Below are 18132 nucleotides of genomic sequence, written 5' to 3'. Positions count from 1 at the left end.
GGAGCCGGGGGTGGCCGTCGGATCGGTCAGATCCAGCTGTTGAACCACATCCGGCGGCGCCAGTCGTCCAGCGGGATGGTCTGGCCGGTGAAGAGCGGGTAGAAGAACAGGAAGTTCCAGACGATCAGCAGCACCAGCAGGCCGGCCGTCGCGGAGCCGATGATCCGGCGGTCCCGGGAGGCTCCGGGCGGGCCGATCAGGGCGCCGACCAGCATCGTCACCGCGAGCACCAGGAACGGGACGAAGACCACCGCGTAGAAGAGGAAGATCGTCCGCTGCTGGTAGGCGAACCACGGCAGGTAGCCGGCGGCCAGGCCGCAGAGCAGCGCGCCGGCCCGCCAGTCCCGCCGGAACGCCCAGCGCCACAGGCAGTAGACCAGGGCGACCAGGGCCGTCCACCACAGCAGCGGGGTGCCGATGCCCAGCACCTCGCGGGCGCAGTCGGCGGCCGTGCAGCCGTCCTGGCCCAGCTTGGGGGACTCGTAGAAGAAGGAGACCGGCCGGCCCAGCACCAGCCAGGACCACGGGTTGGACTGGTAGGTGTGCGGGTCGCTCAGGTGGGTGTGGAACTCGTAGACCGTCGAGTGGTAGTGCCACAGGGCGCGCAGGCCCTCCGGTATCCACGGGAAGTCGGTGGAGCGGCCCACCGCCCAGTCCCGGCCCCAGCCGCCCCGCCCCGGGGCGTTGCTGCTGGCGAACCAGCCCCACCAGGACCCGACGTAGACCACGATCGGGACCACGACGACCGACAGGAAGCCCGGCAGCACGTCCCGGGCGAGCACCGCCGTGAACGGGCGCGGGGCGCCGGCCAGACGGCGGGCGCCGACGTCCCAGAGGACCGTCATCAGGCCGAGCGCCGCCATCACGTACAGGCCGCTCCACTTGGTGGCGCAGGTCAGGCCGACGCAGACGCCGGCCGCGATCCGGTACGGGCGCCAGCCCAGGTTCACCCGCTGGGCGAGCCCCGGGTCCTCGACCCCGCCGAGCCTCACGGCCAGCAGCCCCCGGGTGCGGTCGCGGTCCAGCAGCAGGAAGCCGAAGGCGGCGACGATCCAGAACATCACCACGAGGTCGAGCAGGGCGGCCCGGCTGAGCACCAGGTGCAGGCCGTCCACCGAGAGCAGCAGGCCGGCCACGCAGCCCAGCAGGGTCGAGCGGAACATCCGGCGGGCGATCTGGGCCAGCATCAGCACCGACAGGGTGCCGAGCAGCGCCACCGCGAAGCGCCAGCCGAAGGGGTTCATGCCGAACAGCTGCTCGCCGAAGCCGATGATCCACTTGCCCACCGGCGGATGGACCACGTACGAGGCCGTCTCCCGGTACGGGACGGACGCGCCCGGCGTCATGATCGTCTTGTTGGCGTCCTCCGGCCAGCTGATCTCGTAGCCGCCGTGCCAGAGCGCGTAGGCGTCCTTGGCGTAGTACGTCTCGTCGAAGATGATCGCGTTCGGCCGGCCGAGGTCGGTGAACCGCAGGAGCCCGGCGAACACCGCCACCGCGACCGGGCCCAGCCAGCCGGCCCAGCGGCACAGGAAGTACCAGAGGCCCTGCGGCAGCGAGATGCCCAGGCCCAGCAGCAGCGGCGACTGCGGCACGTCCCGCCGGGTCACCCGCGGGCCGTCCGGCATCGGCGGCACCAGGCGCTCGGCCAGGGGGACGGTCGGGCGCGGCCGGTAGCCGTGGCCGGCCAGGCGTTCGCGCCAGGTGGGGGCCGAGGGCGCGGTGGGCGCAGTGGGCGCCGCGGGGGTGGTCAGGGCGGCTGGGGCGGCGGATTCCGGTGGACGGGGGGACGGCAGGTCGACGCCCCGCGCGGAGTGGTCCGTACCAGTGGGCGTCTGGGCCGCCGTGTCGCCGTTCATCCGCCACATCGTAGGGGCGCTCTTCGTACGCGTGTCCGCTCCCTCGGAAGCTGACCGAATCGTCACCAAAAGCTCCGGGCGGCCGCAGCTGGAAGGATGGGGTCCGTGACAGGAGTACTCGTTCTCGCAGGCACCCCCATCGGCGACGTCTCGGACGCCCCGCCCCGACTCGTCCACGAACTGGCCACGGCGGACGTGATCGCGGCCGAGGACACCCGCCGGCTGCGCCGGCTCACCCAGGCGCTCGGGGTGACCCCGGCCGGCCGGGTCGTCTCGTACTTCGAGGGCAACGAGGTCGGCCGCACCCCCGAACTCGTCGAAGCGCTGCTCGGCGGCGCCCGGGTGCTGCTGGTCACCGACGCCGGCATGCCCTCGGTCTCCGACCCCGGCTACCGGCTGGTCGCCGCGGCCGTCGAGGCCGACCTCAAGGTCACCGCGGTGCCCGGGCCGTCCGCGGTGCTCACCGCGCTCGCGCTGTCCGGCCTGCCCGTCGACCGCTTCACCTTCGAGGGCTTCCTGCCGCGCAAGACCGGCGACCGGGCCCGGCAGCTCGCCTCCATCGCCGCCGAACCGCGCACCATGGTCTTCTTCGAGGCACCGCACCGGATCGCCGAGGCCCTGGCCGCGATGGCCGAGGCCTTCGGACCCGAGCGCCCGGCCGCCGTCTGCCGCGAGCTCACCAAGACCTACGAGGAGGTCAAGCGCGGGCCGATCGGCGAACTCGCCGCCTGGGCCGCCGACGGCGTCAAGGGCGAGATCACCGTCGTGGTCGCGGGCGCCCCGCCGGCCGCGCCCCAGGAACTGACCCCGGCCGAGCTGGCCCGGCTGGTGGCCGTGCGCGAGGAAGCCGGGGAGCGGCGCAAGGAGGCCATCGCGGCCGTCGCGGCCGAGCTCTCGCTGCCCAAGCGGGAGGTCTTCGACGCGGTCGTCGCGGCCAAGAAGGAAGCCCTCGACGGCGGCCCGGGAAAGGGGTGAATTCCCGGGGCTTGCGTTGCGGCCGGGGCGTCGTACCTTTGAGGGAAGGCCCTGGTAAACACCCGCTGAGCTGAAGTTTCGGTCGCGGTTTCCGGCTCCAGGGAGGCCCTTCGTATAGGGCTTCCCAATCCGCATCCAAGTCTTCACAAGTGGGGCGTCGGCCAGGGCGGTCCGGGCATTTCCTGGAGTGGAAAGACCCAGCCGGGCGAGCGCCCGGCGGGCGCTGGGAGACGGCATGAGCGAGCGCAGCGAGCGACCCGACAAGAGGTGCGCGTTCCGCGAAGCGGCCGCCGAGCGGAGCGAGGTGGGCGCATGAGCGACACGATCGGTAGCCCCGGCAGTGGAAGCGCACTGAGCACCGCGGGCCTGGAGGGCCGCGGGCACACTCCCGTCGAGACCGTACGGGAGGCCTACTCCTTCGCGTGCCTGCGCTGCGGGTACGGCTGGGAGCAGGCGTACGACATCGAGCACCACGTGGCCAAGGACGGGCACGTCGTCTTCGAGTACCACGCCAACGGTGTCCGGGTGCCGTCCCCGCTGCTCAAGCCGACCTGCCCCGGGTGCGGTGGCCACACCGTCCGGATCATGCGCGAGGGCCGGGTGGCCTCCGCCGACCAGCCCTGGCAGCACGCCCCCGGCTACCCGGCGCACGCCGAGCCGGCCGGGCCGCCCCCGGTGCCCGGGCCCGCCAAGCCGCGCGGACGCTGGGCCCGGTTCTGGTCGCGGCTGCTGGGCTGACACCGCGGGACGCGGAAGGGACCGCCCCCGACCGGGAAGGAACTCGGTCGAGGGCGGCCCGCGTGCCCGACTAAGCTTTCCGACCATGGCGGCCACTGCAGACCACAGCACCACCGGGGCGAGCGCCCCGGCGTACTACGTTTCCACCCCGATCTACTACGTCAACGATCGCCCCCACCTGGGCCACGCGTACACCACCGTGGCGGGCGACGTCCTCACCCGCTGGCACCGCCAGCGCGGCGAGAAGGTGTGGTACCTGACCGGCACCGACGAGCACGGTCAGAAGATCATGCGGACCGCCGAGGCGAACGGCGTCAGCCCGCAGGAGTGGTGCGACAAGCTGGTCGAGGAGGCCTGGAAGCCGCTCTGGGAGCACCTGGAGATCGCCAACGACGACTTCATCCGCACCACCCAGCAGCGCCACACCGACCGCGTGCAGGAGTTCGTCCAGGACCTGTACGACAAGGGCGAGATCTACAAGGGCGGCTACTCCGGCCCGTACTGCGTCGGCTGCGAGGAGTTCAAGCTCCCGGCCGAGCTGCTCGACGGCGCCACCGCGGACGAGAAGCTCTGCTCCGTCCACAAGAAGCCGGTCGAGTGGCTGGAGGAGGAGAACTACTTCTTCCGCCTCTCCGCCTACGGCCCGAAGCTGCTCGAGTTCTACGCCGCGAACCCGGACTTCATCCAGCCGGCCACGGCCCGCAACGAGGTGCTGCGCTTCGTCGAGCAGGACCTGAAGGACCTCTCGATCTCCCGCTCCACCTTCAACTGGGGCGTGCCGCTGCCCTGGGACGAGAAGCACGTCCTCTACGTGTGGGTCGACGCGCTGCAGAACTACATCACCGCGGCCGGCTACGGCAGCGACCCGGAGCGCTTCGCCGAGCTGTGGCCGGCCTCCGTCCACCTGGTCGGCAAGGACATCCTGCGGTTCCACGCCGTCATCTGGCCCGCCATGCTGATGGCCGCCGGACTGCCGCTGCCCAAGCGCGTCGTGGCCAACGGCTGGCTGATGGTCGGCGGCGAGAAGATGTCCAAGTCCAACCTGACCGGCATCGCGCCCACCGACCTGACCTCGCACTTCGGCGTGGACGCGTACCGCTACTACTTCCTGCGGGCGATCCCGTTCGGCACGGACGGCTCGTTCTCCTGGGAGGACTTCACCGCCCGCTACACCTCCGAGCTCGCCAACGACTTCGGCAACCTGGCCTCCCGGGTCGCCGCGATGGTCGGCAAGTACTTCGACGGGGTGCTGCCGGCCTCCGCCGCCGACGGCGAGGCCGAACTGGCCGTGCAGGGCGGGCTCGCCAAGGCCGTCGAGACCGCCGACCGCAAGATCGGCGAGGAGCTGGACTTCGCCGGCGGCCTCGCGGCGATCTTCGAGTTCGTCAAGCAGGTCAACGGCTACATCACCGAGCAGGAGCCCTGGAAGGTCGCCAAGGACGACTCCGAGGAGGGCCGGGCCCGCCTCGCGACCATCCTCTACACCGCCGCCGAGTCGCTGCGCGCCACCGCTGTCCTGCTCAACCCGGTGATGCCGTCCACCGCCGAGAAGCTGTGGACCTCGCTGGGCGCCGAGGCGGCCGGGCTGGGCGCGCTCTCCGCCCAGACCGTCGCCACCGTGGCCGACTGGGGCCGGCTGCCCGCCGGTGCCACCGTCACCAAGGGCGAGATCCTCTTCCCGCGCCTCGAAGAGAAGCCGGCCGCCTGACCATGGCCGCCAAGGACGTCGACCGGTCGACCCCGCCGCCGCTGCCGGAACCCCTGGCCGTGGCGGTGGCCGACTCGCACACCCACCTCGACATGCAGTCCGGCACCCCGGCCGAAGGCCTGGCCCGGGCCGCCTCGGTCGGGGTCACCACGGTGGTCCAGGTGGGCTGCGACGTCCCCGGCTCGCGCTGGGCCGCCGAACTGGCGGCCCAGTACGAGCAGGTCCACGCGGCCGTCGCCCTCCACCCGAACGAGGCGCCGCGGATCTTCCTCGGCGACGCGGACGGCTGGTCCGGCCGGCAGCGCGAGGCCGGCGGCGCCGCCGCCCTGGACGAGGCGCTCGCCGAGATCGACCGGCTCGCCGCCCTCCCGCAGGTGCGGGCCGTCGGCGAGACCGGCCTGGACTACTTCCGCACCGGACCGGAGGGCGTGGAGATCCAGAAGGAGTCGTTCCGCCGCCACATCGAGATGGCCAAGCGGCACGACAAGGCCCTGGTCATCCACGACCGGGACGCCCACGAGGACGTCATCGCCGTCCTGCTCGCGGAGGGCGCCCCGGAGCGGACCGTCTTCCACTGCTACTCCGGCGACGCCGAGATGGCCAAGACCTGCGCCGAGCACGGCTGGTACCTGTCCTTCGCCGGCCCGGTCACCTTCAAGGCCAACCAGCCGCTGCGGGACGCGCTGCTCGCCACCCCGCTCGACCGGATCCTGGTCGAGACCGACGCCCCCTTCCTCACCCCGCACCCCTACCGCGGCCGGCCCAACGCCCCGTACCTGATCCCGGTCACGGTCCGCTCGATGGCCGCCACGCTGGGACTCCACGAGGACGAGCTGTCGACGGCCATCGCGGCGAACACGGCGCGGGCCTTCGGGTACTGAGCCGGTCGAACGGATTTCGGGTTTCGAAGGAACGATTCGGCACTCCCGGCTTCTTCCTGGGCTGGTTAGCATGAGTGCAGTGAGGGAGGTGGCAATGACCGCCGAGCCGATCAGCGAACCCGTGGACGATCGCGTCGAATGGTTCCTTCCGCCAGCCCAGGGCTGGACGTACGAGCAGGCTCAGGATTTCGACCTGCCGTTCGAGTGGGATCTGGTGGACGGAGTCATTGTGGTCCGGGGGCAGACGAACTTCTGGCATGACCTGGTGCGCTCAGGGCTGGAGCGAGGGCTGTTCGCTGCGCGCGTCGAGCCCTATGCGGTCCTGCCGGAGCGGTGCATGCTGCTGGACGAGAGCAACACGGCCAAGCCCGATGTGGTGGTGTTCGACAAGACCGGTCTCGACGTTTTCGAGCTGGACTGTCTGCCGGTCGAGTCCGTGGTTCTGGCCGTCGAGGTCGTGTCGCCCGGGACCCGGTCCAGGGACCGCTTCGGCAAGCCCGGGCAGTTCGCCGAGAAGGGGATCCCGTCCTACTGGCGCGTCGAGCGCGGCATCGACGACCTGCCGATCGTCCACGAGTTCCACCGGGACGACGAGAAGGGCGTCTACCTGCCCGTCGCGCAGCACGAGGGCGTGCTCCGCACCTCGCTCCCGTACCCCGTGGAGATCGACCTCGCGGCGCTGGTCGAACTCTGAGCCCCTCCCGCGCCCGTATCCTTGGCGCGTGAGCAGCACCGACCCCACCCCTGACAGCCACCTGCTGGGCGCCGCCGACATCCGGGAACTGGCGGCCGCGTTCGGCGTGAAGCCGACCAAGCAGCGCGGGCAGAACTTCGTCATCGACGGCAACACCGTGCGGCGGATCGTCCGGGCGGGTGGGGTGACGGCCGAGGACGCGGTGGTGGAGGTCGGCCCGGGCCTCGGCTCGCTGACGCTCGCCCTGCTGGAGGTGGCGCGGCACGTCACGGCGGTCGAGATCGACCCGGTGCTGGCGCAGCACCTCCCCGCCACCGTCGCGGCCCGGATGCCCGGCAAGACGGACTCCTTCGACCTGGTGTTCAGCGACGCCATGGAGGTCACCGAGCTGCCCGGGCCGGCGCCCACCGCGCTCGTCGCCAACCTCCCGTACAACGTGGCCGTGCCCGTCCTGCTGCACATGCTGGCGCACTTCCCCAGCATCGAGCGGACCCTCGTGATGGTGCAGAGCGAGGTCGCCGACCGGCTCGCCGCCAAGCCCGGCAACAAGGTGTACGGCGTCCCCTCCGTCAAGGCCAACTGGTACGCCGACGTGAAGCGGGCCGGCGCCATCGGGCGGAACGTGTTCTGGCCCGCCCCCAACGTCGACTCCGGCCTGGTCTCGCTGATCCGCCGCGAACCGCCGAAGACCACCGCCAGCCGCGAGGAGGTGTTCGCGGTCGTCGACGCCGCGTTCGCCCAGCGGCGCAAGACCCTGCGCGCCGCCCTGGCCGGCTGGGCGGGCTCCGCCGCTGCCGCCGAGCAGGCGCTCGCGGCCGCCGGGATCGACCACAAGCTGCGCGGCGAGATGCTGACGGTGGAGCAGTTCGCCGCGATCGCCGAGCACAAGCCGGCCGGGCCTGTCGCGTCTGTCGCGTCTGTTGCGTCCGCGGAGTCTGTTGCGTCCGCCGAGGCCGCCGAGTCCGCCGAGGACAGCGAGTGATCACCGTACGGGTGCCCGCCAAGGTCAACGTCCAGCTGGGGGTCGGCGGCCTGCGCGCCGACGGCTTCCACGACCTGGCCAACGTGTTCTTCGCCGTTGCCCTCGGCGACGAGGTCACCGCCACCCCCGGTGAGGGCGTCACCCTGACCTGCTCGGGGCCGGACGCCGCCGTCGTCCCGCTCGACGACAGCAACCTCGCCGCCCGCGCCGCCCGGCTCCTCGCCGCCCACCACGGCATCGCCGACCCGGGCGTGCACCTGCACATCGACAAGGCCATCCCGGTCGCCGGCGGCATGGCCGGCGGCAGCGCCGACGGCGCCGCCGCCCTGCTCGCCTGCGACGCGCTGTGGCAGCTGGACACCCCGGCCGCGACGCTGCTGGAACTGGCCGCGGAGCTCGGCTCGGACGTGCCGTTCGCCCTGTACGGCGGCGTCGCGCTGGGCCGCGGCCGAGGCGAGATCCTGGAGCCGCTCGCCGTCGAGGGCACCTTCCACTGGGTCTTCGCGGTCGCCGACGGCGGCCTCTCCACCCCCGCCGTCTTCCGCGAGTGCGACCGGCTGCGCGAGGAGGCCGGCACCGGCTCCAGCGACACCGACGTCGCCACCCCCGACGCCGACCCGGCCCTGCTCGCCGCCCTCGCCGGTGGCGACCCCGTCGCGCTCGCCACCGCCCTCGCCAACGACCTCCAGCCCGCCGCCCTCTCGCTGCGCCCCTCGCTCGCCGACACCCTGCGGGCCGGCACCGAGGCGGGCGCGCTCGGGGCGCTGGTCTCCGGCTCCGGGCCGACCTGCGCCTTCCTCGCCAAGGACGCCGACGCGGCCGCCGCCGTCGCCCGGGCCCTCCGGGCCTCCGGCACCTGCCGGACGGCGCACGCCACGTACGGGCCGGTCCCGGGGGCGGCGGTCGTCGGGTAGGGCCCGTGGTCGTCGGGTAGGGCCGCGGCCGTGGCGTAGGGCGGCGGGCGTCGCGCAGGGCCCCGGTCCCGGTGCGGGGCCGCGCTGCCGTCCGTTGTCGGAGCCGTGCGGCGAGGCCGTCGGAGCAGCGCGGCGAGGCCGTCGCCGCTGGCCCATTAGGCTGGGGAGATCGGGGTCTGCCCGAGCAGGGGCGGTGGACCGCCCCGCGACCGCCGAATCCAGGAGCGCAATACACGTGGCCGTCAACCTCGCCACCATCGAGTCCGTCACGAAGGTCTACGGCACCCGCGCCCTGCTGGACGGGGTCAGCCTGGGCGTCAGCGAGGGCGACCGGATCGGCGTCGTCGGCCGCAACGGCGACGGCAAGACCACCCTGATCCGGATGCTCGCCAAGCTGGAGGAGCCCGACGGCGGGCGGATCACCCACTCCGGCGGACTGCAGATGGCCGTCCTCACCCAGCACGACTCGCTCGACCCGAAGGCCACCATCCGGCACGAGGTGATCGCCGACCGGGCCGACCACGAGTGGCTCGGCGACGCCCGGATCCGCGACATCATCGAAGGCCTCTTCGGCGGCCTCGACCTGCCCGGCTTCGCGGACGGCCTGGACACCGTCATCGGCCCGCTCTCCGGTGGCGAGCGCCGCCGGATCGCCCTCGCCAAGCTGCTGCTCGGCTCGCCCGACCTGGTCGTCCTCGACGAGCCCACCAACCACCTCGACGTCGAGGGCATCAACTGGCTCGCCGAACACCTGCAGAAGCGCCGCTCCGCGCTCGTCTGCGTCACCCACGACCGCTGGTTCCTCGACCAGGTCTGCACCCGGATGTGGGACGTCCAGCACGGCGAGGTGCACGAGTACGAGGGCGGCTACTCCGACTACGTCTTCGCCCGTGCCGAACGCTCCCGGATCGAAGCCGTCGAGGAGCAGAAGCGCCAGAACATGGCCCGCAAGGAGCTCGCCTGGCTGCGCCGCGGCGCCCCCGCCCGCACCTCCAAGCCGCGCTACCGCATCGAGGCCGCCAACGCGCTGATCGCCGACGTGCCGGACCCGCGCGACAAGTCCGAGCTGATGAAGTTCGCCAACGCGCGGCTCGGCAAGACCGTCTTCGACCTGGAGGGCGTGACCGTCAAGGCCGGCCCGAAGCTGCTTCTGGAGAACCTCACCTGGCAGCTCGGCCCCGGCGACCGGATCGGCCTGCTGGGCGTCAACGGCGCCGGCAAGACCTCGCTGCTGCGCGCCATGCGCGACGCCTGGGCCTCCGAGGGCGACGTCCAGCCCACGTCCGGCGTCATCAAGGTCGGCAAGACCGTGCGGCTCGCCTACCTGTCGCAGGAGGTCGCCGAACTGGAGCCGACCACCCGGGTGCTCCAGGCCGTCGAGCAGGTCCGCTCCCGCGTCGACCTCGGCAAGGGCCGGGAGATGAGCGCCGGCCAGCTGTGCGAGCAGTTCGGCTTCGGCAAGGACAAGCAGTGGACCCCGGTCGGTGACCTGTCCGGTGGCGAGCGCCGCCGCCTCCAGCTGCTCCGGCTGCTGATGGACGAGCCCAACGTGCTCTTCCTCGACGAGCCCACCAACGACCTCGACATCGAGACGCTCAACCAGCTGGAGGACCTGCTCGACGGCTGGCCCGGCTCGATGGTCGTCATCAGCCACGACCGCTTCTTCATCGAGCGGACGACCGACGTCGTCCACGCGCTGCTCGGAGACAAGAAGCTGCGGATGCTGCCCAACGGCGTGGACGAGTACCTGGAGCGGCGCGCCCGGATGGCCGCCGAGGCCGCCGCCGTCGCCGCCCCGGCCGCCGCCCCCGCCGCGGCCGGCTCCGACACCGGACTGTCCGGTGGCGACCTGCGGGCGGCCAAGAAGGAGATGCAGAAGCTGGAGCGGCAGATCGCCAAGCTGGACGAGAAGGAGTCCAAGCTGCACGCCCAACTCGCCGAGCACGCCAACGACTTCTCCAAGGTCGCCGACCTGGACGCGAAGCTGCGCGCCGTCCGGGAGGAGAAGGAGGAGCTGGAGATGAGCTGGCTGGAGCTGGCCGAGCAGGTCTGAGCCCGCCCGGGCCCCCGGCTTCTCCCTGGCTTCTCTCCTAGCTTCTCCCCCTGGCTAGCCGCCAGCGAGGAGCGTTTCGAGCTCGTCCGCCGCACGGCCCAGCGCACTGCGCGCCGGGTCGTGCGGCCCGGTCGGACGATCCGCCGCGGTCGTCGGCGGACGGTGCGCCCGGGCGGCCGCCGTCAACTCGTCCAGCGCCCGGCGCACCCGGTCCACCTCGGCCGGATCCGGCACCCGGCCGCCGAACCGGATCTGCGCCGCGAACGCCGCCACCGCACCACCCAGCCGTTCCAGCGCCGCCGTCGCCGGCAGCCACCGCTCCGCCAGCCGGCCCGTCGGCGGCGGCTCGGCCAGCCCCTGCCGCACCTCCTGGCGGGCATCCGCCAGCGCCCGGTACGCCGTACGACGCAGCCACACCTCGGCCCGGTCGGCCCGCCCCGCCGTCACCGCGTCCAGGTAGGCCCGCAACGCCGACGCCGCGTCCACCAGCCGGGGCTCGATCCGGTGCCGCGGACGCTCCGGCCACAGCAGACAGCCGAAGAGCAGCACGACCGCGCTCGCCAGCACCGAATCCAGCACCCGCGGCCAGAACTCCGCCGCACCGCTCTGACCGCCGAGCTGCAGCAGGACCAGCGCCATCGGCGTCATCACCACCGTGTTCAGCCCGTAGTGCGCCGCCGTCGCGTACGGCAACGACGCCACGCAGAGCGCGGCCATCACCGTCAACGCCCACCGGTCCGTGGTCAGCAGCAACAACGCCGCCGTGACCGCCACCCCGAGCACCGTGCCCACCGAACGGCTCACCGCGCGCAGGAACACCGAACCGAGATCCGGCTTGAGCACGAACGCGATCGTCATCGGCACCCAGTAGCTCCTGCTCAGCGGATAGTTGGCGGTCACCGCCGCACCCACCGCGATGCACAACGCCACCCGCAGCCCGTACCGCACCGAAGGCCGCGACCACAGCCGCGCCCGCAGCCGCCACGGATCCGGCGGCGGAACCGGCGCCGTCCCCAGCCGCACCGCACGGCCGGCCACGGTGTCCGCGGCCGCGCGCAACGCCACGTCCAGAGCCTGCCGGGACGGCGTGTCCGGCCGCCAGTCCGGGACCCCGACCTCCCCACCGCCCCGCCGCACGGCCGCCGCCAGCCGTACCGGCACCTCCGCCACCTCCGGCGGCACGGCCCGCCGGGCCCACAACAGACCGGTCGCCGCCTCCGTGGCCGCCAACGCGGCCTCGAACCCGTTGGAAGCCGCCGTACCCCGGCCCGGCAGCAAGTCCTGGAGCTGGTTCAGGCGGGCCGTCAGCACCTGGCGCGAATCCGCCGCCCGCGCCGTCCCCAGATCGGCGAGCGTACGGCCCAAGGCCTCGAACACCGCCGCCAGCGCCCGGTTGCGCGGATCCGCGGCCGGCCGGCCCGACACCCCCGCCGGCAACCCCAGCAGCACCACGAACCCGGCACCCGCCACCACCATCGGCGCCGCCGCCCACCACGGCCGCGGCAACGGCATCCCGCTCCCCAGCGCGGCCGACACCAACAACAGCATCCCCGCCGCCGAACCACGCGGACCCGTCGCACTCAGGGCACCCGACACGAACGCCGTCACCGTCAGCGCCGCACCCAGCCCGAAGCCGTCCACGTCCGCGTGCTGGAGAGCCGAACCGACCAGCATGCCGAGCGCCGAGGCGAACACCGCCGAGCCGATCCGCGCCACCCGCAACCGCCCCGGCTCGACCCGGTCGTTCATCGTCGCGTGCATCGCCCCCAGCCCGGCGAACACCCCCAGGTCCACCCGGCCCGCCACCAGCCCCACCGCCAGCGGCACCACCATCCCCACCGCCGCCCGCACCATCAACGCCAGCGGCAACGGCGGCCGCGCCGGCCGTGCGGCACGGGCCCACCACGAGGTGGCCTTCGGGTGACTCATGCGGACACGTCCGTTCTGCGGCCGTGGGTCGCTGCTGTGCGACGCTGCGCGGCAGATGGGGCGTACCGGGACAGTCTACCCAGCGGCCCGAACCCGCGCTTGTACGTGTCAAGTTCGTACCGATCGCGTACGGGCGCGCCAAGGTCCCTGCCCGCCCGACAGAGGCGGTGGCTACCATGACGGAGGCGAAGACCACCCCGGCGCGGGCGGTCCGCCGACCAGGACGGTACGACCGAGAAGTTGACGGTGCGTTGCGGCACGGAGCCACCCCGGACACCGGGGGAGCCACCGACCGTACGGGGGAGAGGTGAACTGCTGTGGCAGAAGGTGACGCGAAGGGTCAGGGGACTCCGACACCGGCGAACCCTTCGGGGGACACGACGCCGTTCATGTTGGACAAGAAGATCCCATGGCTCTGGGGCGGCGGCATCAACCTCGCCCCCATCGTCAGCACCGCGCAGACGAACAGCAGCGCCGGCGATCTGGTGGCGGCCTTCGGCAAGAAGGACGTCGAGATCGAGCTGCAGACGCTCACCGCCTTCGCGACGAAGGTCGAAGCGCTGCTCGCCGCCATGGAGGGCTCGGAGGCCGCGCCCTACAAACTGCAGCAACAGAAGCTGAGTCAAACGAGTTTCGTCAGCGGTGGCGGCGCTTCGAACTTCGCGGAAGCAACGGCCCTCACCACCGCCTACGAGAAGGTCCACACCCAGCTCGTGAAGCTCCACAAGGACTTCGTGTCGCAGATCGAGGCGATGAAGAAGGCGGTTCTGCAGACGGCGGGCAACTACTCGACCAACGAGGACCACGCGACGGCCGCACAGAAATCGATCGCCAAGGGCGCGGGCGTCACGAAGCCGGCAGCGGGGTCGAACGGGGGCACCGGAGACTTCTGATGGCGGTCGTCGGTGGCAGGTCACGGGGAAACGGGGAGTAGGCAGTGGCAGACGGAACGAATTTCGAGAGCATCGACCATGCTGTGCTCAAGGGCATGGTCGACGGCACCGACCCCGCGTTGGTGCTGGACCGGGGCAACAAACTCCAGGACGCCGGCCGCGTCCTGAAGGAGCTGAGCGCGGCCCTCAAGTCGCACATCGGCACCATCACGTGGGAGGGGCAGGCCGCCGAGAGCTTCAAGACCTGGGCCGGGAACCTGCAGCAGTCGGCCGAGGTGCTGGGCACCTACTCCGCGGGCGCGGGCGGGGCCATGCACCAGGCGGGCGAGGCGCTCAGCCTCGCGAAGGCCGCGGTGCCGGAAGTGCCGACATGTGACATCGCCACGGTCAACGCGCGCAAGAAGCAGGCCCCGCCGGATGCCGCGGCCCACACGGCCGCCGGCTTCACGCTGGAGGGGCCCACTCCGGCCAACCTCGACTCGATCATGAAGAAGCGCAACCCCGGCACCTGGGTCACCGCGGCTGAGTCCGATGCCGCGGCTCAGCGGGTCTACCTGGCGCACCAGGACGCCGTCCACCAGATGGAGAAGCTGGGGCAGGCGTACTCGGCGGCCACGACGACGCTGAACGGGCTCGGCGACAATGTCGTGCTGCCCGGGACGCCGGGTAGCACGACTCGAGGTGACGAGTCCTACTACCCGAAGGGTGGCGGCGCCGGCGGAGGCTCCGGAAGCTCCGTTCGCAGCCCTCGGACGAGTGGCGGTAGCACTGGGGGGAGCTACCGTCCCTCCGGTGGCGGCAGCTATGGCGGCGGTTCCACCGCGACGTACAACCCGGGATCGGGTTCCACCGGGCCGTCCGGCCCGGGCCGGACCACCCCCACGCCGCCATACAACGGCGGCCAGTTGCCGTCCGCCCCGCAGGATCCGGGCTCCTCGATCCCGCCGTCCCACCCGTCGGACCCGGTGACCCGTCCGGGCACCGGCCTGGACAGCCTGCCGACGGCGCCGACTCAGACCGGCCCGAACGGTCCCGGCGGCGGCCCCGGGCCGACGACCGGACCGACCGGCCCCGTCTACCCGAGCGGTCCCAACGGGCCCGGTGGCGGACCCAACGGTCCTGGCGGCCCGATGCCCGGCTTCCCGGTCGGGCCCGGTGGCGGCTCGGTCCAGAGCAAGGGCGGTGGCAGCGGCTACTTCCCGGGCAAGGGCGGCAGCGTCAACTCCCGCACGCCGTTCGGCGGCCAGACTCCCGGGAAGAACGGCACCCCGGGCATCCCCACCGGAACGGTCTTCGGCCCCCGTGAGGCGGGGCCGGGCGGCGGCCGGGTCGGCGGCGGGCCGAACAGCGGCAACAGCATGGGGATGCACCCCGGCATGGGCGGCGGCCACGGCGGCGGTGTCGGTGCGGGCGGCAGCTCGCGCGGCCGGGGCCTGGCCTCGACCACCGGCGGCACGGTCGGCGGCCGCAAGGGACCGACCGCCGGCGGGGAGTTCACGCCCGGTGGTACCGGCCTGCGCAACCGCGCGGCCGCAGCCGGAGCCGCCGAGGGGGGTGCCCGGTCAGGGCAGAACGGCATGATGGCGCCCGGCATGGGCGGCCACGGCGGCCGCAACGAGCGCGACCGTCGCAAGCGGGCCGACTACCTGCACGAGGACGAGGAGACCTGGACCAGCGGTACGCCGCAGAGCAACCCGGACGTGGTTGAGTAGGACCGCGGTGTCTGCCCGGCCACTGGCCCTACCAGTGGCCGGGCAGACCTGTTCGAAGAGCACACCCGGCCGTGGAGAAGGCGACGAGGAGTTGTGATGGGGCGGACGAATCTGCGAGCGGGGTGGCGGATGATCATCTCAGCAGTCCTCGCGGCCGGAGTGGTGGCAGGTCCAATCACGGCACCTGCGGCTGCCGATGGCTCGATCCGAGCCGACCAGTGGCATCTGGACTCCATGCGTGCCTCGGAGATGTGGAAGATCTCCAAGGGAGAGAACATCACTGTTGCCGTGATCGATGACGGATTCAAACTCGACCATCCGGATTTGGTGGGGCAGCTTCTCCCCGGTAAGGATTTCAGTGGCAGCCCGGGTGGTGTCGGTTCCTACGGTGACGGTCATGGTACGGCGATGGCCAGCCTCATCGCAGGGTCCGGCAAGGCGGATGGTGGTACGGGTGCTTATGGCCTTGCGCCGGGGGCCAAGGTCCTTCCCCTGAAGATCAACTCCGGGAACGTGGGGATGGGGGCGGCCGTTTCAGCGGACTTTCTGGGGCAGATCGGGCAGGCCGTCACCTATGCCGTCGAGCAGGGCGCCAAAGTCATCAACATCTCGCAGGGAATGGCCGCCGTCACGGCATCCCCGACTGATGTGGAAAAGCTGACCAAGATTCTTGCGTGGGTGCGCGAGAAGGGTGTACTGGTGTTCTCCAGCGCGGGGAACTCGTTCCAGTCGGGGAACCTCCTGGAATATCCGAGTGGCCTGCCCAATGTGGTGGCCGTGGGTGCTGTCGATCAAAGCGGCACCGTGACGTCGGAGTCCCAGCAGGGGCCGCAGGTCAGCTTGGCCGCTCCCGGCATCGACATCATCCAGGCGTGCACCGGAGACTCCGGATACTGCAAGGGCCACGGAACGTCGGATGCCTCGGCTCTGGCATCGGCCTCGGCGGCGCTGGTCTGGTCCGCGCACAAGGAGTGGACGGCGAACCAGGTCCTGCGGGTGCTCATCAACACCGCAGGGAAGCCGCATGACGGGTCCGCCCGCAACGACATCATCGGTTACGGCATCGTGCGGCCGCGCGTCGCGCTGACCGAGCCGGGCGATCCGGGGCCGGCGAATGTGTCGCCGATCCCCGTGGCGACGACTGCGCCGTCGGCCGTCCCGTCGGCATCGGCGGGTGCTTCTGCTCCCGTGTCGCCGCTGCCGAACCCGACCGCGAGTCCGACTGACGTGACTGTCGGGGCACCGCCGGTGCAGCCGAAGGCCGAGGGGGCTTCGGGGTCGAGCAGCGCGCTGCCCGTCGTGGGTGGTGTGGTGGCCGGGCTGGTGGTGCTGGCGGGGGTGGTGTTCGTGGTGATGCGGCGTCGGAAGGTAGCCGCGCCGCAGGCCGAGGTTCAGGCGCCCCTGCCGCCGTCGTACCAGCCGCCGGTGCCGTCGGAGGACAACCCGTACGCGAAGTAGTTCAAGCAGTCTGTGCGGTTGGGGGATCAGGTGGGGAGCCGCTGGACGTGGCCTCGACGGCTCGCGGCTACGGGGGTTGCGAGCCTCTGTATGGCAGGGGCCGTGGTGGCACCGGCCCTTGCAGACGACTCGATTCGGGCCGGGCAGTGGCACCTGGATGCCATGCACGCCCCGGAGATGTGGAAGGTCTCGAAGGGCGAGGGCATCACCGTTGCGGTGATCGACGGCGGCTTCAAGCTGGACCATCCGGATCTGGTGGGGCAGTTCCTGCCGGGCAAGGACTTCAGTGGTAGTCCGGGAGGCGTGGGATCCTTCGTCGACGGACACGGCACGATGATGTCCAGCCTCATCGGGGGGACGGGGAAGAACCGCGGGGGGAACGGGGCATACGGGCTCGCTCCGGGCGTCAAGATCCTTCCGTTGAAGATTGACAACGGGTCCGGGTCCGCCGTCACGGCGGACTTCCTCGATCAGATCGGTCAGGCCGTCACCTTTGCGGTCGATCAAGGTGCCAAGGTCGTCAGCATCTCGCAGGGCGTCTCGTCGGTGACTGCGCTTCCTGCCGATGTGGCCAAGCTGAACCGGGTTCTGGCGACCGCCAGGGCGAAGGGCGCTCTGGTGGTGTCCAGCGTCGGGAATTCGGCGAAGTCGGGAAACCTGGCCGAGTATCCGGGGGCGCTTCCCAATGTCGTCGGCGTCGGGGCGATCGACCGGAACGGCACGGTGACGGAGGAGTCCGAAACCGGGCCCCAGGTCGCGCTCGTCGCTCCCGGCCAGGACACGATCGCGGCTTGTACGGCGCCTTCCGGTTACTGCACGGGCCACGGAACGTCTGATGCGACCGCACTCACTTCTGCTTCAGCCGCGCTGATCTGGTCGGTCCACAAGGAGTGGACTGCGAACCAGGTCCTGCGGGGGCTCATCAACACTGCCGGCAGGCCCAACGGTGGCGACAGCCGGACGAACGACGCGGGGTGGGGTGCGGTCCGGCCGCGGGTCGCGCTGACGGAGCCCGGTGATCCCGGGCCGGCGAACGTGTCGCCGCTCCCGGCCGATGCGGCTGCGCCGTCGACGGCTCCGTCCGTGGCGCCCACGGCTTCGGCGAGCGCGTCCGCTTCCGGGGCGTCGGTGGTGCCGAGCCCGTCCGGGGCGCCGTCTGTGCAGCCGAAGGCGGAGGGGGCGTCGGGGTCGAGCAGCGCGCTGCCGGTTGTGGGTGGTGTGGTGGCCGGGCTGGTGGTGGTGGCCGGGGTGGTGTTCGTGGTGGTGCGGCGGCGGAGGGTGGCGGGCGGGCGGTAGGTGGGGCGTGGGGTGGCGGGTGTGCGCCGGGGTCACCCGG

Annotated in this window: 14 protein-coding genes; 12 read left to right on the top strand and 2 right to left on the bottom strand. The window is 72.0% G+C overall.

Annotated features, from left to right (window positions below; genetic code table 11):
* Window positions 1-26 precede the first annotated feature (26 nt).
* Window positions 27-1859, bottom strand: coding sequence for a dolichyl-phosphate-mannose--protein mannosyltransferase (locus tag ACYP53_RS05450; protein WP_459646761.1), 1833 nt, complete (start codon window positions 1857-1859; stop codon window positions 27-29).
* A 105-nt stretch (window positions 1860-1964) separates the two neighbouring features.
* Between ACYP53_RS05450 and rsmI the strand changes: the two genes are divergently transcribed.
* From rsmI to ACYP53_RS05410, 8 genes are all read left to right on the top strand, one after another.
* Window positions 1965-2834 carry a 16S rRNA (cytidine(1402)-2'-O)-methyltransferase gene (rsmI, locus tag ACYP53_RS05445; RefSeq protein ID WP_459646760.1) on the top strand — a complete coding sequence of 290 codons (870 nt, stop codon included), beginning with the start codon at window positions 1965-1967 and terminating at the stop codon, window positions 2832-2834.
* A gap of 312 nt (window positions 2835-3146) precedes the next feature.
* Window positions 3147-3572, top strand: coding sequence for a hypothetical protein (locus ACYP53_RS05440; RefSeq protein ID WP_189924923.1), 426 nt, complete (start codon window positions 3147-3149; stop codon window positions 3570-3572).
* 85 nt (window positions 3573-3657) lie between these two features.
* Entirely contained in the window at window positions 3658-5280 is a 1623-nt protein-coding gene (gene metG, locus ACYP53_RS05435) for a methionine--tRNA ligase (RefSeq protein ID WP_189924925.1), read from the top strand.
* Window positions 5281-5282: 2 nt separating this feature from the next.
* Complete coding sequence (locus ACYP53_RS05430) at window positions 5283-6161, top strand: TatD family hydrolase (RefSeq protein ID WP_459646759.1); 879 nt, start codon at window positions 5283-5285, stop codon at window positions 6159-6161.
* A gap of 94 nt (window positions 6162-6255) precedes the next feature.
* Complete coding sequence (locus ACYP53_RS05425) at window positions 6256-6855, top strand: Uma2 family endonuclease (protein ID WP_459646758.1); 600 nt, start codon at window positions 6256-6258, stop codon at window positions 6853-6855.
* Between the two features lie 28 nt (window positions 6856-6883).
* On the top strand, window positions 6884-7837 hold the full coding sequence (rsmA, locus tag ACYP53_RS05420) for a 16S rRNA (adenine(1518)-N(6)/adenine(1519)-N(6))-dimethyltransferase RsmA (protein WP_459646757.1): 954 nt from the start codon (window positions 6884-6886) through the stop codon (window positions 7835-7837).
* On the top strand, window positions 7834-8751 hold the full coding sequence (locus ACYP53_RS05415; RefSeq protein ID WP_459646756.1) for a 4-(cytidine 5'-diphospho)-2-C-methyl-D-erythritol kinase: 918 nt from the start codon (window positions 7834-7836) through the stop codon (window positions 8749-8751). The genes rsmA and ACYP53_RS05415 overlap by 4 nt, the downstream gene beginning before the upstream one ends.
* A gap of 235 nt (window positions 8752-8986) precedes the next feature.
* Window positions 8987-10804 carry an ABC-F family ATP-binding cassette domain-containing protein gene (locus ACYP53_RS05410; protein ID WP_189924936.1) on the top strand — a complete coding sequence of 606 codons (1818 nt, stop codon included), beginning with the start codon at window positions 8987-8989 and terminating at the stop codon, window positions 10802-10804.
* Between the two features lie 54 nt (window positions 10805-10858).
* On the opposite strand, the gene ACYP53_RS05405 is transcribed toward ACYP53_RS05410, so the two are convergent.
* The gene (locus ACYP53_RS05405) at window positions 10859-12733 is read right to left on the bottom strand and encodes an FUSC family protein (RefSeq protein WP_459646755.1); all 1875 of its coding nucleotides are present in this window, start codon (window positions 12731-12733) and stop codon (window positions 10859-10861) included.
* 389 nt (window positions 12734-13122) lie between these two features.
* Here ACYP53_RS05405 and ACYP53_RS05400 point away from each other — a divergent pair, with 389 nt between their 5' ends.
* From ACYP53_RS05400 to ACYP53_RS05385, 4 genes are all read left to right on the top strand, one after another.
* On the top strand, window positions 13123-13626 hold the full coding sequence (locus ACYP53_RS05400) for a hypothetical protein (RefSeq protein ID WP_459646754.1): 504 nt from the start codon (window positions 13123-13125) through the stop codon (window positions 13624-13626).
* Between the two features lie 44 nt (window positions 13627-13670).
* Window positions 13671-15338 (top strand): WXG100 family type VII secretion target, encoded by a 1668-nt coding sequence (locus ACYP53_RS05395; RefSeq protein ID WP_459646753.1) that lies wholly within the window; start codon window positions 13671-13673, stop codon window positions 15336-15338.
* A 129-nt stretch (window positions 15339-15467) separates the two neighbouring features.
* Window positions 15468-16796, top strand: a complete 1329-nt coding sequence (locus tag ACYP53_RS05390) for a S8 family serine peptidase (RefSeq protein ID WP_459646752.1) — start codon at window positions 15468-15470, stop codon at window positions 16794-16796.
* A gap of 102 nt (window positions 16797-16898) precedes the next feature.
* A complete protein-coding gene (locus ACYP53_RS05385; protein ID WP_459646751.1) occupies window positions 16899-18092 on the top strand; it encodes a S8 family serine peptidase in 1194 nt (397 codons plus the stop codon).
* Window positions 18093-18132 lie beyond the last annotated feature (40 nt).

This window comes from Kitasatospora sp. Ki12, assembly GCF_054601375.1.
This window is presented reverse-complemented; position numbering and strand designations above follow the sequence as displayed.